The following is a 20,811-nucleotide window of genomic DNA, read 5'->3' on the forward strand; positions in this document are numbered from 1 at the left end:
ATCCCCACCCTACTCGCTCCCATCCGGTCGCTCCTTGAGGGTGGGGGCTTCTCGCCCAATCTGCTAATGCCGAGGTCGATACCCGCCGTCTTCTCGCCGGGGGCGTCCTCGACGGGAATTTCCTTCTTGCAGACGAGGTGCAGTTTCCAGCGGTTGCCGTTCCAGACGGCACGCACCTGTTGGATGTTCTCCACCTGTACGTCGGAGCGGGTTTCGTACTCCGCGAGGATGTAGTCAGACCGATTCTCTTTCAGGTTGAAGCCTTTTGAGAGCCGGAGTTGGCCGTGCTTGTCGTCGTGTTTGATGCCCTTCTGTTTCCACGTCACGGTCGAGCGTGGATGGTCATCGCCACGTTTCCGGTAGCCCGGTGGGTTGTTGCCGTCGTCGGAGTTGTACCAGCCCGTGAACGCCTCAGCAAGTTCTTCGAGAACTCGCTGACTTGACTGAGAATGGAGGTCACTGTAGCGTTCGTGGTCTTTCAACTCCGATTTCAGTTCGGCTTCGTCGGGTATTTCGCCATCGTCATCCCACCGTTGTTGGATATAGTAGCGACCGACGTTCCACAGTTTCGATGCGGCAAACCCGCACTGGTCGAGGTCGTCACGAACCTGACTGTGGTTCGTGATGCGTGCGACGTAGGTGCGGGTCGTCTCCAGCATCGTACTGTGTTCATAACTAGTTATGAAACAAAGTCTATTAAAATATGTGTTTGACGTGGAATATCCGGCCTGTCGGAGTCGGTGGAAAGAGTCACTGAGTGACGGCGCGTATCCACGCCGTGAACGGCGTGGTATTGCGCCTGTTCAGCCTATAACAAGGTGAAGGGGTCCAGTCGGGTGGGACGGTGTAACACAATGAAATTCGTCGCGACACTCGAACATTCCGCCGACAATTGCTGGGCACGGGAAGAGCTCAAGGAGACGGCCAGAGCGTGGATCGGGAGTACAGAGAAGCGAGCAGCGGAACACGACGCGGAACTGCACGGCTCGTACGTGACGCCTAACGAGCACAGGATGTACTTCGTGCTGGAAGCCGAGCGTTTCGACGACGTCACCAATTTCCTCGGCTCACCGTTCCTCGAGGACCACGATGGCCGAATCGCACCCGTGATGACGTTCGGCGAGGTCGAGGAAAGCGTCCTCGAGTAAGCATGGCGGACAGAAACCACCTCCACGTCTGCCGGCACTGCGGGAACGTCGTTGCGACATCGTCGACGACGGGCCCGAAGTCGTGTTTCAACTGCGAGGGAGAGGACTTCTCCCGGTACATCAGCCTGCCGGAACAGGCGCTCGACGGCTAACGGCCGCGGCGGTCGACGTCGGCGACCGGGGCGCCGCGGTCCCTCTCTTCGGGGGCACGGCCGCGCTCCGTGAACGCACGGGTCACTACTGATTTATCACCTCTGCCGACGTTTCGGTGGTAGATATGTCCTCAGAAGCCGTTTCGACAGACGTACAGCGGTCGCTCGTCGCCACCGTCACGACCGAGACCGTCGCCGGGCACGAGATAGTGGAGGTGCTCGGTATCGCCCGCGGCAACACCGTCCGGGCGCGGAACGTCGGCCGAGACATCACCCAGGGAATACGGAACCTCGCCGGCGGGGAACTGAAGGCCTACTCGACGTTGCTCTCCGATGCCCGCGATCAGGCCATCGAGCGGATGGAAGCGGACGCCGTCGAGATGGGAGCCGATGCCGTCGTGAACGTCCGAATGGAAACGTCCGAGGTGACCCAGGGCGCTTCGGAAGTTATCGCCTACGGTACGGCCGTCAGACTCGACTAATTCTCTCACTCCGTTCGTTCGGAAGAGTGCTCCGTCGGGGATCCGAACCCGATGCCGGACCTCGCGTCCGGCGTCACCCCACGATTGATTGGTTCCGTATTGGCGGAGGGCGTCGGCGGTCATCAGCCCGACGTCGAAGGGGTCGCTCTCGTACCACTCGTGGAGCCGGGTGGTGATATCGTCCCCGTCGAAGGCGTCCCAGTCCTCCGGGTACACGCGGGACGGTACACTGTCCCGGCGCGTAGAAGGTTCAACCATTCCTTCCACCGGCTCTTCTCTCCGGGGGGCGGCAAACGTGGCGCGACGCGGCTCCGAAGAGCGCGAAATACCGGTAAATACCGCTGCTGGCCTTCCATGCGTTCATTTACCAAAGGACACCTTCCTCACAGGTTTTTTATTCGGGGATTACTTCCGGGCAACCAGATTATGGTTCGCCACGTCGACGAGAGCGTCGATGCGTTTCGAATCGTGATGTCTTCGTCGGGAGGATTTACCTGAATGCCGGCGAGACGGTCCCCCACGGCGGCCGGATGCCGTTCCCTCCAGGCGGACGGTGCGGCGCGACCCGGCGAGCACCTCGCAACCACGGCGACGGACACTCTCCTGATACGCTAAACCGATGAGTACGAGTACGAGTCAACGGCTCCAGAAGTCGTTTCTGAAGTATCAGCACCTCTTCGTCTTCACGGCGCCGGTGCTGTTCGTACTGCTCGTCTTTTTCGCCGCCCCGATCTCGGGCGACGGCGGTTCGGGATACTGGCTGGAGTACTGGTGGCTGTTCCCCTTCTTCCTGCTGGGGGCGACCATCGTCAACACCGTCGGCATCAGCGGGTCGGCGCTGTTCGTCCCGTTCTTGATCTTCATCTTCCCGGTCTTCGCGTATCCCCTCGAACCGGAGACGCTGGTGAAGGTGGGGCTGATCAGCGAGTCCTTCGGACTGTCCAGTTCCGCCATCGCGTTCGTCAAGCACGGCCTCGTCGACCGGCGACTGGCGCTGACGCTCGTCGCCGGCAGCGTCCCGTTCGTCGTGGCCGGCGCCATCCTGTCGTTCTTCATCCCGGAGCCGCTGTTCCACGCCGCACTCGGCGTTGCGCTCCTGACGGCGGCGTACCTCATGTTCAAAGCGGACCTCGACCACGAGGAGGCCGCCGAAAGCGACGCGACGGCGGCGGCCGACGGCGGTACGTCCGAGGAGTTGCCCGACGACGACGGCAAACTCGGGCCGGCCGGCGTCGGCAGGGACGGCGACGGACAGGTCACTCGCGTCGACCGCGTCGGCGAGACCTACCGGTACTCGCTGACGGGCTATCTCGAACGGTTCGCCAACTACAGCATCGGCGGGACGTTTCAGGGGCTGGCTGGCTTCGGCATCGGCGAACTCGGGATCATCTCCCAGCTCCGGACGGAGGTCCCGACCCGGATCGCTATCGGGACGAACCACATCGTCGTCGCGGCCACGGCCATCCTGGCCTCGCTCGTCCACATATTCGGCGGGGCCATCGTTCCCGGCGGCCACGCGCTGAGCATCGCCAAGACGCCGTGGAACATGGTCGTCTTCACCGTGCCGGCGACCGTCACCGGCGGCCAGATAGCCCCCTACGTCTCGAACGCCCTGGACACCGACGTGATCAAGAAGGGCGTGGGCGTCCTCTTTTCGGTCATCTCGATCGCGCTGTTCCTGATGGCGACCGGGATCGGGATGTGACCCCGGTCGCCCGGCGCCGGACGCCTACCTCCGGGCCGGGGCCAGCGTCTCGACGGTCCGGTCGGTGACGGCGTCGCTGGCGCCTCCGGGGACGGCGACGATCGGCCGGTCGACGACATCGAGCGCCGCGATGTCGTCGAACTGCTCGCGGGCCCGGTCGGGCGTGCCCGCCACCGCCAGTCCCTCGACCATCTCGTCGGTGACTGCCTCCCGCGCGCCGGCGCGGTCGCCTGCCTGCCAGGCCGCCGCGATCTCGTCCGTTCCCTCGTAGTGGGCGGCCACCGCGGCCCGGTAACCCGCCCCGCTACCGACGTAGTACGCGATGTGTCCCCGGACGGTCTCGACGGCCTCCTCTGGGTCCTCGCTGACAGCCGACGGGACGTACGGGGCGACCGTGATGTCGGCGGGGTCGCGGTCGGCCTCGCGGGCGGCCTCGGCGACCGTCTCGAAGGCCGCCCCCAGGTCGTGGAACGGGATGTTGTGCGGGAGCCAGCCGTCGACGGTCCGGCCGACGGCACGGCGCATCGCCGGCCCGAGAGCGGCCCCGTAGACCGGCACGTCGGTTTCCAGGGAGGGGAAGTCCGCGACCGAGAACACCTGGCCGTCGTATTCGATACGTCCCTCGCCGGTGAGGAACCGCCGGGTGAGTTCGGCGGTCTCGTGGAAGCGACGCGGCGGGTTCTCGAAGGCCATGCCGTGGAGGTCCTCGACGACCTTGCCGGTGCTCGTCCCCAAACCGAGACGGAAGCGGCCGCCGGAAATCCTCTGGATGGTGGCTGCGGCCTGGGCCAGCGTCGCGGGCGTTCGCCCGTACGTGTTGACGATGGCGGTTCCCAGATCGATCCCCTCGGTCGCCTCCGCGGCGGCCGTCAGCGCAACGAGCGAGTCACGGCCCCACAGTTCACCGGTCCACAGACAGTCGTACCCCAGTGCTTCGGCCCGGACCGCTAGGTCCGAGACGCTACCGTCCGCGCTCAACGTGATGAGGTCTGTTGGCATACCTTCCACAGACATCGAACGAAGTAAAAGCTATGCAGTGGGCGACGGGTCCTGTTCAGAGAAGCGACGGCTGGCCGACGTGGGGTGCCCTGGTGGACTGAACGGGCGAGGGCTTTCGAGCCGTTCTCTACCCCGTCTCCGACGCCTCTCTGAACACCGCCCCGGCGGTCGCCCGAGGCTTCTTTTCCGGTGGCGACGAAGACCCCCACATGAAGCTCGGCGTCATCTCCGACACCCACGACAACGTCCCGGCAGTGCAGGCGGCAATGGATCGCTTTGCGTCCGCGAACGTCGAGGCCGTCGTCCACTGCGGCGACTTCATCTCGCCGCCGGTCGTCCCGCACCTGGACCTGGATGGCGTGCCGGTCCACGCCGTCCGCGGCAACAACGACGGCGAACGGGAGGGGCTGATCGACGCCTTCGGATCGCTTGACGGCGGTCGGCTCCACGGCCGGTTCGCGGAACTGGAGTTCGGCGGCCTTGAGTTCGCTGTCCTGCACGGCGAACAGCGGCCGGTCATCGAGGCGCTTGCAGCCTCGGGGGAGTACGACTACGTCCTCCACGGGCACTGGCACGTCCGGGAGCGCCGTGAGGTCGGCGAGACGACGGTCGTCAACCCCGGGGCGCACTTCCCGACCGTCGGCGACGACGACCGGACGGTCGCCGTCGTCGACACGGACGCCGACGACGTCGAGTTCCTCGGCGTCGAGGACTCCGTATGAGCGTGACCGTTCGGCCGGCCAGCGAGGAGGACATCGAGACCGTCGAGGCTGTCGCGCGGGACGCGTGGTACGCCGCCTACGGCGGCTTCCTCGCCCCCGAAACCGTCGAGGCGGGGCTGGCGGAGAACTACGACGCGGAGCTACTGGCGGCGGCCGTCGACCACGACGACGTCGAGTTCCTCGTCGCGGTCGCGGACGGCGAGGTGGTGGGCTTTGCCAGCGCCGAGCGGACGTGGGCCGACGAGGTGGAGTTACACACCCTCTACGTCCACCCCGACCGCTGGGGCGAGGGCGTGGGGTCGGCGCTGCTGGACGAGATAGCGGAGTGGGCGCGCGAGGTGGGCGTCGACCGAATCGCCTGCGGCGTCCTCGCCGACAACGCCGTCGGCGTGGGGTTCTTCGAGGCGCGGGGGTTCACCCGGGGGCTCGAGGCCCGCGGCGAGGTCGGCGGCGAACTCCACCCCGAGTACGAGTTCGAACTGGAGTTGTAGCGGCGCGTCGGGTCCCGGTCCGTGGGTATCGAACACACGCCCCGGCGAACCCTTAAAAGGGCGCCCACCCAAGCGAGGGTATGAAACACGTCACTGTTCCCGACGACCGCATCGGCGTGCTCATCGGCGAGGGGGGTGAGACCATGCGGGAGATCGAGTCCCGCGCCGAGGTCCGTCTGGACATCGACAGCGAGACGGGGTCGGTGAAGATCGAGTCCGTCGGCGACCCCATCCTCGGGCTGAAGGGGCCGGACATCGTCGAGGCCATCGGCCGCGGGTTCGCTCCGGAGGAGGCGATGCGCCTGCTCGACGACGAGATGCAACTGTTCGACATCGTCGACATCGAGGCGGCCACGCGGAACAAGAACGACCTCCGGCGGCAGAAGGGCCGTCTCATCGGCGAGGACGGCCGGACCCGCGAACTGATGGAGGAACTCAGCGGTGCCGACGTGGTCATCTACGGAACGACGCTCGGCATCATCGGCAAGCCCGAACAGGTCGAGGCCGTCCGCAGTGCCGCCGAGATGATACTCGACGGCGCGCCTCACGGGGCGGTCTACTCGTTTCTGGAGCGCCGCCACAGCGAGATGAAGTCCAACGACATCGAGTACCACCAGTTCACGGGCTGAGCGCCGGCCGGCTTCAGAACGGGGCCTCGGCGTCGTCGGTCGCTGCGCTTTCTTCCGCTGTCGCGTCCGGAACGTTCAGCGTCTCCGCGAGTTCGCCGCGCTCCTCGAGTTCCGTCAGGATGTCGCTGCCGCCGACGAACTCGCCGTCGACGAAGGTCTGCGGGATCGTCTCCCAGCCGCTGTGGGCCTCCAGTTCTGCCCGGAAGGCGTCGAGGTTCTGGAGCGTGTCGATCACCTCGACGTCGTCGCGGTACTGTTTTATCAGTCCGAGCGCGCGCTCGGAGTAGCCGCACTGCGGCATCAGTTCGTCGCCCTTCATGAACAGTGCGACCTCGTTGTTCTCGATGGCGCCGTCGACGCGCTGTGCCACCGCGTCGGCGTCGAGTTCGGGTTCGTTCGGGTCGAAGGTCATCGCTACGGCGTTGGCGGGCCCGACGAATAGGCGTTGTGCCGACGCATTTCGGGGAGATCGTCACCGGATCGTCCCGGGCTGGCGTCGCCGACCGAACTGCGAAAAAGTAATATATAAATATTGTGTGTAACGTGTTCACATCCTCACAGCGGCCCCTTCCGGCGGTTTCCGGAGCCGATTTCAGCAACTTTTATATAGAACCACAGACAATCGTTCAGACGACCATGGCACAACAGATGGGCAACCAGCCCCTCATCGTTCTCTCGGAGGAGAGCCAGCGAACGTCCGGGCGCGACGCCCAGTCGATGAACATCACCGCCGGCAAGGCGGTCGCCGAGTCCGTACGGACGACGCTCGGTCCCAAAGGGATGGACAAGATGCTCGTCGACTCGACGGGCAACGTCGTCGTCACGAACGACGGCGTCACCATCCTCGGCGAGATGGACATCGAGCACCCGGCGGCCAACATGATCGTCGAGGTCGCCGAGACACAGGAGGAGGAGGTCGGTGACGGCACGACCACGTCGGTCGTCATCGCCGGCGAACTCCTCTCGAAGGCCGAGGACCTCCTCGAACAGGACATCCACGCCACCATCCTCGCACAGGGGTACCGGCAGGCCGCCGCCGAGGCCAAGGAGATTCTCGAGGACATCGCCATCGACGTCGACGCCGACGACACCGAGATCCTCGAGTCCATCGCCGCCACGGCGATGACCGGCAAGGGCGCCGAGGCCTCGAAGGACCTGCTGGCGGAACTCACCGTCCAGGCCGTCCGTGCGGTCGCCGACGACGGCGACATCGACACGGACAACATCAAGATCGAGAAGGTCGTCGGCGGCGCCGTCGACGAGTCCGAACTCGTCGAGGGCGTCATCGTGGGCAAGGAGCGCGTCCACGACAACATGCCGTACTTCGCCGAGGACGCCGACATCGCGCTGCTGGACACGCCCATCGAGGTCAAGGAGACCGAGATCGACGCCGAGGTCAACGTCACCGACCCCGATCAGCTCGAGCAGTTCCTCGAGCAGGAGGAACGCCAACTGCGGGAGATGGTGGACAAGCTCAAGGAGGTCGGCGCTGACGTCGTCTTCTGCCAGAAGGGCATCGACGACATGGCCCAGCACTACCTCGCCCAGGAGGGCATCATCGCCGTCCGCCGGGCGAAGAAGTCCGACATGAAGGCGCTGGCCCGCTCGACCGGCGGCCGCGTCGTCTCCAACATCGACGACATCACCGAGGAAGACCTCGGCTTCGCCGGCTCCGTCGCCCAGAAGGACATCGCCGGCGAGGAGAAGATCTTCGTCGAGGACGTCGAGGAGGCCCGCGCGGTCACGCTCATCCTCCGCGGCGGCACCGAGCACGTCGTCGACGAGGTCGAGCGCGCAGTCGAGGACAGCCTCGGCGTCGTCCGCACGACGCTGGACGAGGGCAAGGTCCTGCCCGGCGGCGGCGCCCCCGAGACGGCGCTGGCGCTCGGCCTGCGTGACTACGCCGACTCCGTCGGCGGCCGCGAGCAGCTGGCCGTCGAGGCTTTCGCCGACGCCGTCGACGTCATCCCGCGGACGCTGGCGGAGAACGCCGGTCTCGACCCCATCGACTCGCTGGTCGACCTCCGCAGCCAGCACGCCGACGACGGCTCCGTCTTCGGGCTGGACGCCTACACCGGCGACGTCGTCGACATGGAAGACGACGGCGTCGTCGAGCCGCTCCGCGTGAAGACCCAGGCCATCGAGTCCGCCACCGAGGCGGCCGTGATGATCCTCCGCATCGACGACGTCATCGCCGCCGGCGACCTGAAGGGCGGTAGCTCCGACGACGACGACGGCGAGGACATGCCCGGCGGTGCCGGCGGCCCCGGCGGCGGCATGGGCGGCATGGGCGGCGGCATGGGCGGCATGGGCGGCGGCATGGGCGGCATGATGTAATCCCCGGGCCACGCCACAGCCACACCACCCGACCGACCCTCGTACCGCCTTCCGAACGTTTCTCCATTTATCGAACGCGCAGTGGTTGGTCTCGCAGCCGTCTCTCGCCGACGCGCTCTACCCTCGCCGTCTTCCCGGAGGCCGCTACCAGGGTTCGTCCTTCAGTCCCAGCGCGTACGCGATACCGTTCGTCGAGACGTGCAACAGCGGCGTGAGGACGACGACGGCGACGAGGACGGGCAGCGTGAACGTCGCCAGGAACCATTCGGTCGCCACGAGAAGCGTCAGTGCCAGCGAGACGACCACGAAGTCCAGCTGGTCGACGCCCGGGAAGGCGGCGCCGCGCTCCCGGCCGGTCCGGCGCTTGAGGAACGACGCGAGAATGTCACCGAGCATCGCACCGAAGGCGAGCGCCACGGCCGCGAGCAGCGGGAACTCGGGGACGCCGACCCCGGTCGCGTCGGTGGCGACCGGCCGGAGCCGGTTGAGAACTAGGGCGACGGCGACGCCGACGGCGGTGCCGACGGCGGTCCCTCGCCAGGTCTTGCCGTCGCCGAGGGCGCGCTTCCCGTCCGAGAGGGTCCGACCGCCGTCAATCGGGCGGCCACCGCCGGCCAGCACCGCCGCGTTGTTCGGGACGTACGCGGGCAGCATCGCCCACACCGCGACGACGACCGTCTCGACTACCATGTGCCGGGGTCCGCGCGGCCCGCCTAAAAGACCGGCGAGTCCGCCCGGAAAGGGGTACGCTCTTGAGCAGCCCGGCAGTATTTGCCAGCATGATACCGCCAATCGCCCGACGGTTCGTCGCCGGCGAGACGGCCGCCGCCGCGATGGACCACGCTCGCCAGCTCAACGACGACGGCGTCGGCGCGATTCTCAACCTCCTCGGCGAGCACTACGAGGCGCGCGGCCCGGCCGACGAGGACGCCGACACCTACCGCGACCTCCTGGCGGAACTCGGCGCGACGGACCTGGACGCCTGCATCTCGGTGAAGCCCTCACAGCTCGGTCTCGACGTCGGCGAGGCACTCTTCCGGGAGAACCTCGGGCGCGTCGTCGACGCCGCCGCGGAGCACGACCGGTTCGTCTGGGTGGACATGGAGGACCACACGACCACCGACGCGACACTGGACGCCTTCGAGACCCAGGTCCGGCGCTACCCCGAGATGGGGCTCTGCCTGCAGGCGAACCTCGAACGGACGCCGGGCGACGTCGAACGGCTGGCGGATTTGCCGGGGAAGGTCCGTCTGGTGAAGGGCGCCTACGAGGAACCGGCCGACATCGCCTACACGGACAAGGCGCGCGTCGACGCGGCCTACCGCGACCTCCTCGAACTCGCCTTCGAGACGTTCGACGGCGGGGTCGCGGTCGGAAGTCACGACCCCGAGATGATAGCCCTGGCCGGCGACCTCCACGAGGCGTACGGCACCGACTACGAGGTACAGATGCTGATGGGCGTCCGCGAGGACGCCCAGCGAGAACTGGCCGCCGACGGCGTCACCGTCTACCAGTACGCCCCCTACGGGACCCGGTGGCTGTCGTACTTCTACCGTCGCGTCATGGAGCGCAAGGAGAACGCCCTGTTCGCGCTGCGGGCGGTCGTGAGCGGGTAGGTCCTCCGGGCGGGACGGCGGGTCGGACGTTCGGGCGGTGGTACGGTGGGGTCAGTCGTCGGTGGTCTCCTTCTCGTCGGCCCTGGCGACCGGACCGCCCTCCGTCACGTCGATGGCGATGCCTGTGTTCTGGTTCTCGCCGAAGCCGGCGCTGAGGATTCGCGTCAGGGCGTCCTCCACGCTCTCGTTTACCTCCTCGTACTGGTCGGGTTCGACCTCGACGACGAAGCCGGTCGTGATGTTGGGGGCGGTCGGCAAAAAGAGGACATCTCGGCCGTCCGGCGTCGTCTTTCCCGTCTTGAACGCCGTCATCCGCATCCCGTTCCAGGTCTCTATCTTCACGGGCGTCTGGAGGTCCTCGGGACCGGAGACCGCGGTCTCGACGGCCATCTTCGAGGCGTTGTAGACGACGCGGAGCCCCGGCAACTGGTTCATGATATTGTCGAGGGCGGCCTCCAGAAGGTCACCCAGCGTGGTCCGCATCAGGTACCCGATGGAGAGGACCAGGAGTGCGAACAGCACGAGCGTGATGGCCACCTGGACGATGGGGTCCTGGTTGGTCAGCACGCTATCGACGTAGGGGATGCTCGCTATGGTCCGGTAGATGACGGCGACGACGTACGCCGTGACGATGAGGGGCACGAGGATGACGAGCCCGCTCGCGATGTCTCGCTTCCAGGAGGACGGCAGCATTCGTTTCCATATTCGCCTACCGTGTATTCAGGGCTTCGACCGAGCAGCTCCCGGTCGGGCCGGCACCGACGCGCCGAGGCTCGACCGGCCGCTCACTCCGAGGGGAGGCTCCCGCGCTCCTCGAGCATCGAGGCCGCCCGCTCGGCCCAGCCGCCCCCGTAGAAGCCGACGGTGACGACGAGCGCCATCCAGACGAACGTCAGCCCGATCCCGGCGTACGCGCCGACGACGCCGTACCCGAGCACGACGCCGACCAGGTAGGTGAACCCGAGCATGAAGAGGGCCATCCCGGAGGTACGTGCGAGGAAGGGCAGGCGCGTCTCGCTGGCGCCCGCCAGCGACCCCTGTAGCACCGCGAACGTGACGAGGAATGGCGCGGTGAGCCCGTAGACGCGGGCGAAGTTCGTCGCGTGCCGGGCGGTGGTTGCGTCGTCGGCGAACGCCGAGACGACGGGCTCGGCCGCGACGGCCAGCAGCGCGCCGACGCTCCCGACCGTCAGGGCGCCGAGCGCGACGGTCGCCCAGCCCCGGAACCGGGCCTCGGCTGGATCGCTTTCGCCGAGCGATTGCCCCACGAGCACGCTCGCGCCAACGTAGAACCCCCGGGAGAGCGGCCCAGTCACCTGCTGGTAGAGCCGGCGGCCGATGTGGAATGCGGCGTTTATCTCCGTCCCGAAGCCGAGCAGGATGGCGTTGAGCGGGAACTCCGCCAGCGTCGAGGCGAGGCCCTCGGCGACCGACGGCGCGCTCACGCGGAGCAACTGGCTGGTGATGACGAGGTCCCGTGGTCGGGTGAGGTTCGCGTCGGCCCAGTCGGTCGCGAGCGCGACGAGGAGCATCGTCGCGGTGAACACGTTCGCGGTCGCCGTCGAGATTCCGACGCCAACGACGGCCAGCCGCGGCGCCCCGAACAGCCCCAGTCCGAGGATCACCGACCCGGCGATGTTGAGGCCGTTGGCGACGATGTTGACGTACATCGGCGTTCGCGTGTCGCCCGTCCCCTGGAGCGAGCGGGCGGCGATGAGACCGACGTGACGGGCGGGAGCCGTCGCAAGGACGATAGCGAGGTACCGCCCGCCGACGCGGGCGACCTCCGCGGGCGCACCGAGCAGCGCGATCGCGGGTCGACCGAACGAGACGCCGAGAACGGCGAAGGGGACGCCGACGACGGCGCCGACGACGAGCGCCTGCGAGATGGCCTCGTCGCGGTTCGCGGTCGCGCCGCTCCCGGTGTCCTGCGAGGACAGCGCGATTGCACCGCTGCCCATCCCGAGGCCAACCCACAGGGGGAACCTGGCGTAGAGGTCCGCGAGACCGATCGCCGCGACGGCCACCGGCGAGAACAGCGCCGTCACGACGATGTCGACGGTCCGCATCAGCGTCCGCGTCGTCTGCTCGACCATCACCGGCCACGACAGCGACAGGACGCGGCGCCACACCGACAGGAGCCGCTCGCGCATCGGCGGTCCTTCGGACGCCCCCGGTTAGACCTTTCTTGTAGCGGCGACGCCAACGCGACCCCATGGACGCCTTCGTCTACGGGACGCTCCGGGACCCGGACCGGGCCCGCGAGGTGCTCGGGCACGCCGATTTCGGGCCGGACGCACGGCTCGTCGGTCTCCGTCGCGTCGAGAGCCGGTATCCGACGCTCGCGCCGGGCGGGGAGACTGAGGGGCGGGTGCTACGGCTGGCCGAGGGCGACCTTGATACGCTCGACGCCTACGAGGGTCTCGACCGGGGGCTCTACGTCCGCGTCCGGGTGCCGAGCGACCGCGGCGAGGTGTGGACCTACGTCGGCGACCCCGACGCTCTCGGGGTGGATGTCACCTGGCCGGGCGACGGTGTCCTCCGGAACCGCGTCGAACGGTACGTCGAGGAACGCGACGTCCGCGTCGAACTGTAACGAGCAGGCGGGACATCGCTTTTGTGACAGCCCGTGTCCCGCACTATCGCTTCGGCGGACTGCCGGCAATCGTCAGCGCACGGGCACGGTGGTCCCGTCCCGGTACTTGAATACAGGGGTGTGGCGTCGGGCTCAGAAGGAGACGTTCGTCTCGGTGCCTTCGGTCGCCTCTTCGAGGCCGTCCTCGGCCACGTCGTCGGTGAACTGCTCGCTCATCTCGGTCTCGAGGAGGACGTCCTCGAACTCGCTTTGGAAGCGTTCGCTGACGCGTCGTGATTCGTTTTGGGCCTCGACGACCCGGCGATACCGCCGGACCGTCGACGCGGAGACGTCGAGGCGCTCGGCGATCTCGCTCGTGGGGTACTCCTCGGCGAGCAACTCCCGGAGGTCGGTGAGTTCGAAGGGGGGGTCGGTATCCCGGTCGCGGACGAGATGGAGGTCCATACGGGCGCGGAAGACGTCGAGGCGCTCGGCGATCTCGCTCGTGGGGTACTCCTCGGCGAGCAACTCCCGGAGGTCGGTGAGTTCGAAGGGGGGGTCGGTATCCCGGTCGCGGACGAGATGGAGGTCCATACGGGCGCGGAAGACGTCGCGGCGCGAGACGTCGAGGGCGTCGGCGATAGCGGCGTCGGAGTCGCCCTCGTAGAACCGTTCGACGACCCCTGCGAGTTCCTCGTCGGACAGCGCGGTCTCGAACTCGTGGTCGGCCCGCATCCGCTCGACTATCTCGACGAGTCGTTCCTCGGACGCGCGCTCGGCGGTCAGCGAGCCTCGGGGTTCCTCTTGGGTTTCTGTCACGGTATCTTCGTCCGCGACATCCTTGAATATATCCCGCAACTCTTCCGTGTTTTCGGTCACAGTGGCCATTTAATTGTGTCTTGACAATATATAAACGTATCGTTCGCTGTCAATCGGTACAGTGAAGTCGGTTGACGAGCGAGGCCGCTCATGGCCGATGCCACGACTTCCGAGGTCGACCTCGTCGGCGACGAAACCACGCTCAACATCGCGCGGGCGGCGCTGTTCGCGGCGCTGACGGGCGCGTTCGCGTTCGTCTCGTTCCCGATTCCCGTGACGTCCATCAACGTGACGCTACAGGTTCTCGGCGTGTTCCTCGCGGGAATCCTGCTCGGCCCGGTGTGGGGCGGGGGCGCGATGGTCCTGTACCTGGCGGCGGGCGCCGTCGGCGCGCCCGTCTTCGAGGGCGGTTCGGCGGGGCTCGCCAACCTCCTCGGCGGCGACCCGTCCTTCGGCTACCTCTGGTCGTACCCGCCGGCGGCGGCCCTCGTCGGCTACGTCGTTCACGGTACGTCGGAACTCCGGGAGCCGTCGGCGGTTCCCGTTTCACGGCTCGTGGCCGCGATGACCGCCGGAACCGTCGTCATCTACGCCCTCGGGACTCTCGGTATCATGTACGTCCAGGCCATCGGTCCGGTCGCGGCCATCCTGGCGGGCGTGGTGCCGTTCGTCCCCGCCGAGATAATCAAGATGGTCGCCGCAATCCTCGTCGTGCAGACCGACGCCATCCGCGCCGGATGATACGGACGGACGGGCTGACCCACCGCTACGGCGACACCACCGCCGTCGACGGCGTCTCCCTCACCGTCGAGGACGGTTCCTTTCTCGTCCTGGCGGGCGCCAACGGCTCCGGCAAGACGACCCTCGTCAGGCACTTCAACGGTCTCCTCGAACCGGACGAGGGCGAGGTGTACGTCGACGGCGACCCGGTCGGCGAGGACCTGGTGGCGGCCAGAACCGCCGTCGGGATGGTCTTCCAGAACCCCCGTGACTGCTTCGTCGCCGCCACCGTCGGCGCCGACGTCGCCTTCGGCCCGGAGAACCTGGGACTGCCCCGCGAGGAGATAGACGCCCGCGTCGGGTCGGCGCTGTCGGCGGTCGGGATGGCCGACCGGCTGGACGAACGCATCGACCGGCTCTCGGGCGGCGAGCAGGCCCGGGTCGCCATCGCCGGCGCGCTGGCCATGGAGCCGTCCCACCTCGTGCTGGACGAACCGTTCACCGGGCTGGACTGGCCCGCGAGGGAGCAACTGTTCGACCGCCTCGCGTCCCTCCACGAGACCGGAACGAGCGTCGTCGTCGTCACCCACGACCTCGGAGCGGTGAGCGAACTCGCCGACAGGGTGGTCGTCCTCGCCGACGGCGAGATCGCCGTCGACGGCCCGCCCGCGGCGGTCGAGTCGGACCTGGAGGCGCTCGACGTCCGGCCGCCATGACGCTGGCCTACGAACCGGGGGCGACGCCTGTCCACCGGCTCGACCCCCGGTCGAAGCTTCTGGTGCAGGTGGCCTTCGTCGCGGCCGCCTTCGTCTACACGACGCCCCGGGGCCTCCTCGCGCTGACGGCCCTCGTCGGCGGCATACTTGCGGTGGCCCGGACGTCGCCGCTCGGGAGCCTCTGGGAGTTCCGGTTCGCCCTGCCCGTCGTCGTCGTGGCACCGCTTCTGGAGGGCGCGACGCTCGGGTCACCGTGGTTCGTCGTCGCCGACGCGGTCGGGCCGGCGCTTGCGAGCTATCGTGTTGTCCTCGTGTTGCTCCTCACCGCCGCCTACGTCCGGACGACGCCAGTCCGGGAGTCCCGGGCGGCGATCCAGCGGACGGTGCCCGGCAAGGCGGGCCAGTTTCTCGGGATGGGTGCGGCGTTCGTCTTCCGGTTTCTCCCCGTCCTGCAGGACGATGTCGCCCGCATCCGGGACGCCCAGCGTGCACGCCTCGGCACCGAGCGGTCGATAGTCGACCGAATCCGGCTCCTGACCGTCGCCGCGCTGAACCGCGCCTTCGAGCGGGCCGACCGTCTCGCGCTCGCGCTACAGGCTCGCTGTTTCGCCTGGAACCCGACCCTCCCCGAGTTGCGGTTCGGCTACCGTGACGGGCCGGCGCTCGCGCTCGCTGCCGGCCTTCTCGTCGTCGCCCTCAACGGCGCAATATAAGGGAGCCGGCAATCAACAGTGTCAGCGGTTGAAACCCTCTCGTGTGGCGGTCTCGTGGGGCCGTGTAACAAAACTTAAGCGGATACGTCCCCGCGTGTTTTCGTATGCCATCGCCGCTTCCGCTCCAGGCAGGGGGTGAGGTCGCCCGCGAGACCTACTGGCAGATCGGCCCGGTCCAGAAGGTGGTCTTCTACTTCCTCGCCACGCTGACCGTTCTCGTCGCCGCCATCGGTATCTACCAGCGATTCGCCCGCTACGCGGAGGGTACCGAGGACTGGTTCGACCGTCTCGACGACCTGCCGAGACGGATCGCCTCGGCGGCCAAGATCGTCGGCTCCAACGAAAAGCAGTTCAACCGCGACCTCGTCGGCGGGCTGATGCACGCCTTCATCCTCTGGGGCTTTCTGACGCTGCTCATCGCAACGACCATCCTCTTCATCGACATCGACCTCTACCGAGTCGCCACCGGCGAGTCCTTCTGGGTCGGCGACTTCTACCTCTCCTACCAGCTGGTGACCGACGCTCTGGGACTGCTGTTCGTCGTCGGCCTGGGCGTGGCCATCTGGCGCCGCTACGTCAGGCGGAACGACCGGCTGTGGGGCAAGCACACCAACTGGGAGGACGCCTTCCTCGTGTGGTCTTTGTTCCTCATCGGCCTCGGCGGGTTCCTGCTGGAGGGGCTCCGCATCCTCGGGCAGGGTCCCGAGTCAGTCAGTTTCGTCGGTACCGCCGTCGCCCTCGGCCTGGGCGCCATCGGGATGGACGCCTCGATGGCCGCTGCCGTCTATCCGCTGGCGTGGTGGTCCCACACCCTGCTGGCGTTCGTCTTCATCGCCGCCATCCCCTACGCCAAGCCGTTCCACATGTTCTCGTCGTTCGCCAACGTCGTCACCCGCGACGAGAAAGCGGGCGCCCGCCTGCCGGGCGTGCCCTCGGACCTGGACGCGACCAACGCCGAGTCCATCGACGACTTCACCTGGAAGGAACTGCTCGACCAAGACGCCTGCACGAAGTGCGGCCGCTGTTCGTCGGTCTGTCCGGCGAAGGCCTCCGGTCGACCGCTGGACCCTCGCGACGTCATCCTCGATTTGAAGGAGTACCGCCAGGACCTCGACGCCGGCGGCGAGACCAAGGAGATAATCGCCGACGGCAGCGGCGTCATCGACACCGAGACGATGGAGTCCTGTATGGCCTGTATGGCCTGCATGGACGCCTGCCCGGTCGAAATCGAGCACCTCAAGAGCTTCACCCGGCTGAACCGCCAGCAGGTCGACCAGGGCGACGTCCGCCCCCAGATTCAGGACACCTTCCAGAACGTGATGACGAAGGGCAACACCTTCGGCGACTCGCCGTCGGACCGCGGCGCCTGGACCGACGAGTTGGAGTTCGAGGTCGCGGACGCCCGCGAGGAGTCCGTCGAGTACCTCTGGTACGTCGGCGACTACCCCAGTTACGACGACCGCAACAAGAAGGTCGCCCGCTCGCTTGCCCGCATCTTCGAGCACGCCGACGTCTCCGTCGGCATCCTCTACGAGGACGAGGTGTACGACGGCAACGACATCCGGCGCATCGGCGAGGAGTTCCTGTTCGTCGAACAGGCCGGCACGCTCGTCGACAGCTTCCAGCAGTGCGACTACGAGAAGATCGTCTGTACGGACCCCCACTCGTACAACACGTTCAAAAACGAGTACCCGGAGGTCGACTTCGAGGAGTTCGCCGACGACCCGATGATGGAGTTCGCCATCGAGGGCTACTGGAACCGCGAGGGCGACGTCGAGGTGTACCACTGGACGCAGGCCGTCGAGGAACTGGTCGGCGTCGACGCGCTCGGGCTCGCGGGGAACGAACTCGACTACACGGTCACCTACCACGACCCCTGTCACCTCGGACGGTTCAACGACGAGTACGAGGCGCCGCGGGAACTCGTCCGCGCGACCGGCTGTGACCTCCACGAGATGCCGCGCAACCGGGAGAACTCCTTCTGCTGTGGCGGCGGCGGCGGCGGTCTCTGGATGGACCTCGAGGAGGAGGAGAAACCGAGCGAGGAACGCCTCCGGGAGGCCCTGGAGGACACCGAGGCCGGCGACGCCGTCGAGAAGTTCGTCGTCGCCTGCCCGATGTGCATGACGATGTACGAGGACGGCCGCAAGACCGGCGGCTTCGAGGAGGACATCGAAATCGTCGACGTCGCGGAACTCATCGTCGAGGCCCTCGACGCGAACGGTGCCGCCGTCACCGCGGGGGCCGACACCGGCGCGGACGCCGCCCCGGCGGACGACTGAGGTCGGTTCTTTCGGTTAGAGTCAGGAAAACTAATTACCACCACGCGAGAGGAAACCACTATGCCAGAGCGCTTTGACGTGGTCGTCGCCGGCGCGGGACCGGCGGGCGCACAGTGTGCCCGCGACGTCGCGGCCCGCGGCTACGACGTCGTCGTCCTCGAGACGGAACCGGAGGCGGAGTTCCCACGTCAGAGCAACAAGTCCACCGGCGGCACCTTCCCCTCGATGATGGCGTCGTTCAACGTGCCCGACGAGGTGGTGATGAACTTCACCGACAACGTCGTCATCGAGTCCCCGAACGACTACTTCGTCCAGCACAACCCCGGCGCAGTGTTGGACTTCGGCGCGTTCAAACGGTTCCTCGTCGAGGACAGCCGCGAGAAGGGCGCCGAGTACTGGTTCGACGCCCGTGTCTCGAAGCCGATCATCGAGGACGGCGAGGTGGTCGGCGTCCGGTTCAACGGCTCCGAGGAGGTCTACGCCGATGTCGTCGTCGACGCGACCGGACCGGCGGCACCGCTTGCGAAGGCACTCGACGTCTGCGATCTGGACCGCAACAACCAAGCCATCGGCATCGAGTACGAGTTCGAGGGCGTGGCGATCGACCACGACGAGTACGCCGACCTCCACGACGCGATGATGCTGCGCCTGGACCACGAGTACGCGCCCGGCGGCTACTCGTGGATCTTCCACACGGGCGAGGACACGGCGAAGGTCGGGCTCTGCTACATCCGCAACGACAGCTACCAGCGCTACTCGGAGGTCGACCGCACCATCGACGGCTACCTCGATCACTGGCTGGAAACCGACCCGCGCTTCGAGGACGCCACCCGCATCGAGGGGAGACAGCACCGCGGCTCCGCCCACATCCAGCCGCCCGCGTCGCTGAGCACGGACAACTTCATGGCGGTCGGCGACACCGTCCCCACCATCGACCCGCTGTGGGGGGAGGGCATCCACAAGGGGATGAAGTCCGGGCGCGCTGCGGCGATCACCATCGACAACTGCTTCAGCCGCTCGGAGCCGGACACCTCCGCCGAGGCGCTTTCGACGTACGACGACCTCTGGCACGAGGACGTCGCCCCGCGGATGAACTCGCGGCTGCGGATGACTCATCTCCTCTACCTCGCGCCGAACGACCGGTACGACCGGCTCCTGGCCGACCTCAACCGCCTCGATCACGACACCCTCACGCGGGCCAACGACGGCGACCTCCGGGCCATCACGAAACTCCTCCACCTCCGTGACCTGCCGGTTCTCGCTCGCTTCCTGAACCAGTACTACCGGTCGGGTAGTGCGTAGCGTGCGGGTGGCGTGACGCTGCAACGGCTGGAGGCCCTTCGAAACCCCTCGCCTGCTCGGTACCGGGGACTCGCTGGTGAACGTCCGTCTCGGACGACGCACGCGAGCGACGCGAGCGCGCCGAGCGAGGCCCCCGACGCCAGCGAGTCGGAGCGTTCGACGTGATCCGGAGAATCATTCTCGGGCGTACCCGAACAGCACCGGTGGGACGACCACAGGATTGAAGTAGGTGTGTAAAGTACGCTTTACTGTAAAGGGAGCTTTACGACAAGTGCCCTTTACAGGTGATACCATGACCGGAAACGCGAACCCGACGACGAATCAGCCCTCCAGGCGACGGCGCTACCGGATCGCGATGTACGGCGCGCTAGCGGTGGGAATCGTCAGTTACATAGCCGGCCTTCGCCTCGAGCTACCGCTCGTCGCACTCGGCGTCTACTGGGCTGGCTTCCTGGGCTTCGTCGCCGTCTGGAAGGGCAGTTCGGTGACGCTGTACGACGAGCGCCACGAACGGATGGAGGCGAAAACTGCGACCACGACGGTCGGTATCATTGCCATCGTCCTCATCGCAGTCGCGCCCGCGACGCCCGCCCTCCAGGCGGCCGGATACGCGCTGCCGCCCCTCGCCATGGGCGCGCTCTACGGCTACGCCGGCATGTTCGGCGTCTACGGGCTCGTGTACACCGCCGTCGTATTGCGCTCCTGAACAACCATCGAACGACACCCCAATACACGACAATGAGCACGACTACGACACGATTCGACCCCGGTACGTACAAACGTGCTACCGTCGGTCTCAGCCTGCTCGCTGCCGTCGCGCTGGCGGCCGGGACAGTCCTGCAGCGACCGTTCGTCGGCATCGGCATCTACGTCCTCGCGCTCGGGACGGTCTTCGCCCTGCCGGCGGTGACCGAGACCAGAATCTACGACGAGCGCGACGACGAACTGATGGGCCGGGCGAGCGCGACGACACTGACGCTGTTCGGCTGGCTGTCGGCGCTGGTCTACCCCTCGCTGGTCGCGCTGTCGGCGACCGGACAGTTCTCGTGGGGGCCCGCGAGTAGCGCGGTGGCATTCGCAACCGCGGGTCTCTACGGGACGCTCGGACTCGTCGTCCTCTACTACCGGTACCGATGAAGAACGACCTCCGGGAGCGACGGGAGGCCGCCGGCATGAGCCAGGCCGACCTGGCGGCGGCCGTCGACGTCACGCGACAGACGATAAACGCCATCGAGCGCGAGCGGTACGATCCCTCCCTGGAGCTGGCCTTTCAGCTGGCCGCCCACTTCGAGTGCCGCATCGAGGACATCTTCACGCCGGAGTGACGCAGCGGTCCCGACGGCGCGACGAACGACCGCCGGAGCCTCGTCGCCAGCGAACTTATGTCTCCCTGGGCCCACGTT

General features: G+C 67.1%; 22 protein-coding genes and 3 pseudogenes. 18 read left to right on the top strand and 7 right to left on the bottom strand.

Features of this window, described 5'->3' with window-relative positions; all coding sequences use genetic code 11:
* Nucleotides 1-62 precede the first annotated feature (62 nt).
* A pseudogene (locus NLF94_RS06730) lies at nucleotides 63-659 on the bottom strand (nuclease/transposase family protein); the annotation flags it as partial.
* Nucleotides 660-854: 195 nt separating this feature from the next.
* Between NLF94_RS06730 and NLF94_RS06735 the strand changes: the two are divergent.
* The 4 genes from NLF94_RS06735 to NLF94_RS06750 all read left to right on the top strand — a co-directional run bounded on the left by NLF94_RS06735 (nucleotide 855) and on the right by NLF94_RS06750 (nucleotide 3,487).
* On the top strand, nucleotides 855-1,148 hold the full coding sequence (locus NLF94_RS06735) for a DUF3303 family protein (RefSeq protein WP_254840696.1): 294 nt from the start codon (nucleotides 855-857) through the stop codon (nucleotides 1,146-1,148).
* A gap of 2 nt (nucleotides 1,149-1,150) precedes the next feature.
* Nucleotides 1,151-1,300 carry a hypothetical protein gene (locus NLF94_RS06740; protein WP_254840697.1) on the top strand — a complete coding sequence of 50 codons (150 nt, stop codon included), beginning with the start codon at nucleotides 1,151-1,153 and terminating at the stop codon, nucleotides 1,298-1,300.
* A 125-nt stretch (nucleotides 1,301-1,425) separates the two neighbouring features.
* Complete coding sequence (locus NLF94_RS06745) at nucleotides 1,426-1,782, top strand: YbjQ family protein (RefSeq protein WP_254840698.1); 357 nt, start codon at nucleotides 1,426-1,428, stop codon at nucleotides 1,780-1,782.
* 619 nt (nucleotides 1,783-2,401) lie between these two features.
* A complete protein-coding gene (locus tag NLF94_RS06750; protein WP_254840699.1) occupies nucleotides 2,402-3,487 on the top strand; it encodes a sulfite exporter TauE/SafE family protein in 1,086 nt (361 codons plus the stop codon).
* A 24-nt stretch (nucleotides 3,488-3,511) separates the two neighbouring features.
* Here NLF94_RS06750 and NLF94_RS06755 read toward each other — a convergent pair whose 3' ends face one another.
* Nucleotides 3,512-4,486 carry an LLM class flavin-dependent oxidoreductase gene (locus NLF94_RS06755; RefSeq protein WP_254840700.1) on the bottom strand — a complete coding sequence of 325 codons (975 nt, stop codon included), beginning with the start codon at nucleotides 4,484-4,486 and terminating at the stop codon, nucleotides 3,512-3,514.
* Between the two features lie 209 nt (nucleotides 4,487-4,695).
* Here NLF94_RS06755 and NLF94_RS06760 point away from each other — a divergent pair, with 209 nt between their 5' ends.
* From NLF94_RS06760 to NLF94_RS06770, 3 genes and pseudogenes are all read left to right on the top strand, one after another.
* Nucleotides 4,696-5,208 (top strand): metallophosphoesterase, encoded by a 513-nt coding sequence (locus tag NLF94_RS06760; RefSeq protein ID WP_254840701.1) that lies wholly within the window; start codon nucleotides 4,696-4,698, stop codon nucleotides 5,206-5,208.
* A pseudogene (locus NLF94_RS06765) lies at nucleotides 5,202-5,699 on the top strand (GNAT family N-acetyltransferase); the annotation flags it as partial. The gene NLF94_RS06760 and the pseudogene NLF94_RS06765, both read left to right, overlap by 7 nt.
* A gap of 80 nt (nucleotides 5,700-5,779) precedes the next feature.
* Nucleotides 5,780-6,328 carry a KH domain-containing protein gene (locus NLF94_RS06770; RefSeq protein WP_254840702.1) on the top strand — a complete coding sequence of 183 codons (549 nt, stop codon included), beginning with the start codon at nucleotides 5,780-5,782 and terminating at the stop codon, nucleotides 6,326-6,328.
* 13 nt (nucleotides 6,329-6,341) lie between these two features.
* Here NLF94_RS06770 and NLF94_RS06775 read toward each other — a convergent pair whose 3' ends face one another.
* Nucleotides 6,342-6,740 (bottom strand): glutaredoxin family protein, encoded by a 399-nt coding sequence (locus NLF94_RS06775; protein WP_254840703.1) that lies wholly within the window; start codon nucleotides 6,738-6,740, stop codon nucleotides 6,342-6,344.
* Nucleotides 6,741-6,976: 236 nt separating this feature from the next.
* On the opposite strand from NLF94_RS06775, the gene thsA reads away from it, so the two are divergent.
* Nucleotides 6,977-8,665, top strand: coding sequence for a thermosome subunit alpha (gene thsA, locus NLF94_RS06780; protein ID WP_254841406.1), 1,689 nt, complete (start codon nucleotides 6,977-6,979; stop codon nucleotides 8,663-8,665).
* 144 nt (nucleotides 8,666-8,809) lie between these two features.
* Here the strand turns inward: thsA and NLF94_RS06785 are convergent, their stop codons facing one another.
* Complete coding sequence (locus tag NLF94_RS06785) at nucleotides 8,810-9,355, bottom strand: CDP-2,3-bis-(O-geranylgeranyl)-sn-glycerol synthase (RefSeq protein ID WP_254840704.1); 546 nt, start codon at nucleotides 9,353-9,355, stop codon at nucleotides 8,810-8,812.
* Between the two features lie 89 nt (nucleotides 9,356-9,444).
* On the opposite strand from NLF94_RS06785, the gene NLF94_RS06790 reads away from it, so the two are divergent.
* Complete coding sequence (locus NLF94_RS06790) at nucleotides 9,445-10,281, top strand: proline dehydrogenase family protein (RefSeq protein WP_254840705.1); 837 nt, start codon at nucleotides 9,445-9,447, stop codon at nucleotides 10,279-10,281.
* Between the two features lie 51 nt (nucleotides 10,282-10,332).
* On the opposite strand, the gene NLF94_RS06795 is transcribed toward NLF94_RS06790, so the two are convergent.
* A complete protein-coding gene (locus NLF94_RS06795) occupies nucleotides 10,333-10,974 on the bottom strand; it encodes a DUF502 domain-containing protein (RefSeq protein WP_254840706.1) in 642 nt (213 codons plus the stop codon).
* Between the two features lie 92 nt (nucleotides 10,975-11,066).
* On the bottom strand, nucleotides 11,067-12,434 hold the full coding sequence (locus NLF94_RS06800) for an MATE family efflux transporter (protein ID WP_254840707.1): 1,368 nt from the start codon (nucleotides 12,432-12,434) through the stop codon (nucleotides 11,067-11,069).
* A 62-nt stretch (nucleotides 12,435-12,496) separates the two neighbouring features.
* Between NLF94_RS06800 and NLF94_RS06805 the strand changes: the two genes are divergently transcribed.
* Nucleotides 12,497-12,877 carry a gamma-glutamylcyclotransferase family protein gene (locus NLF94_RS06805; protein WP_254840708.1) on the top strand — a complete coding sequence of 127 codons (381 nt, stop codon included), beginning with the start codon at nucleotides 12,497-12,499 and terminating at the stop codon, nucleotides 12,875-12,877.
* 132 nt (nucleotides 12,878-13,009) lie between these two features.
* Here the strand turns inward: NLF94_RS06805 and NLF94_RS06810 are convergent, their stop codons facing one another.
* Nucleotides 13,010-13,735, bottom strand: coding sequence for a helix-turn-helix transcriptional regulator (locus NLF94_RS06810; protein WP_434085387.1), 726 nt, complete (start codon nucleotides 13,733-13,735; stop codon nucleotides 13,010-13,012).
* Between the two features lie 90 nt (nucleotides 13,736-13,825).
* Here NLF94_RS06810 and NLF94_RS06815 point away from each other — a divergent pair, with 90 nt between their 5' ends.
* The 8 genes and pseudogenes from NLF94_RS06815 (at nucleotide 13,826) to NLF94_RS06850 (ending at nucleotide 20,733) form a co-directional block, all read left to right on the top strand.
* Nucleotides 13,826-14,416, top strand: coding sequence for a biotin transporter BioY (locus NLF94_RS06815; RefSeq protein WP_254840710.1), 591 nt, complete (start codon nucleotides 13,826-13,828; stop codon nucleotides 14,414-14,416).
* Nucleotides 14,413-15,111 (top strand): energy-coupling factor ABC transporter ATP-binding protein, encoded by a 699-nt coding sequence (locus tag NLF94_RS06820; protein ID WP_254840711.1) that lies wholly within the window; start codon nucleotides 14,413-14,415, stop codon nucleotides 15,109-15,111. Before NLF94_RS06815 ends, NLF94_RS06820 begins: the two co-directional genes overlap by 4 nt.
* Nucleotides 15,108-15,824 (top strand): energy-coupling factor transporter transmembrane component T family protein, encoded by a 717-nt coding sequence (locus NLF94_RS06825; protein ID WP_254840712.1) that lies wholly within the window; start codon nucleotides 15,108-15,110, stop codon nucleotides 15,822-15,824. Before NLF94_RS06820 ends, NLF94_RS06825 begins: the two co-directional genes overlap by 4 nt.
* A 104-nt stretch (nucleotides 15,825-15,928) precedes the next feature.
* A complete protein-coding gene (locus NLF94_RS06830; protein ID WP_254840713.1) occupies nucleotides 15,929-18,106 on the top strand; it encodes a heterodisulfide reductase-related iron-sulfur binding cluster in 2,178 nt (725 codons plus the stop codon).
* Nucleotides 18,107-18,166: 60 nt separating this feature from the next.
* A complete protein-coding gene (locus NLF94_RS06835) occupies nucleotides 18,167-19,408 on the top strand; it encodes a digeranylgeranylglycerophospholipid reductase (protein ID WP_254840714.1) in 1,242 nt (413 codons plus the stop codon).
* Nucleotides 19,409-19,754: 346 nt separating this feature from the next.
* Nucleotides 19,755-20,114, top strand: a pseudogene (locus NLF94_RS06840) (DUF2178 domain-containing protein); the annotation flags it as partial.
* A gap of 32 nt (nucleotides 20,115-20,146) precedes the next feature.
* Entirely contained in the window at nucleotides 20,147-20,545 is a 399-nt protein-coding gene (locus tag NLF94_RS06845; protein WP_254840716.1) for a DUF2178 domain-containing protein, read from the top strand.
* A complete protein-coding gene (locus NLF94_RS06850) occupies nucleotides 20,542-20,733 on the top strand; it encodes a helix-turn-helix transcriptional regulator (RefSeq protein WP_254840717.1) in 192 nt (63 codons plus the stop codon). Before NLF94_RS06845 ends, NLF94_RS06850 begins: the two co-directional genes overlap by 4 nt.
* Nucleotides 20,734-20,811 lie beyond the last annotated feature (78 nt).

This window comes from Natronomonas marina, assembly GCF_024298905.1.
GTDB lineage: Archaea > Halobacteriota > Halobacteria > Halobacteriales > Haloarculaceae > Natronomonas > Natronomonas marina.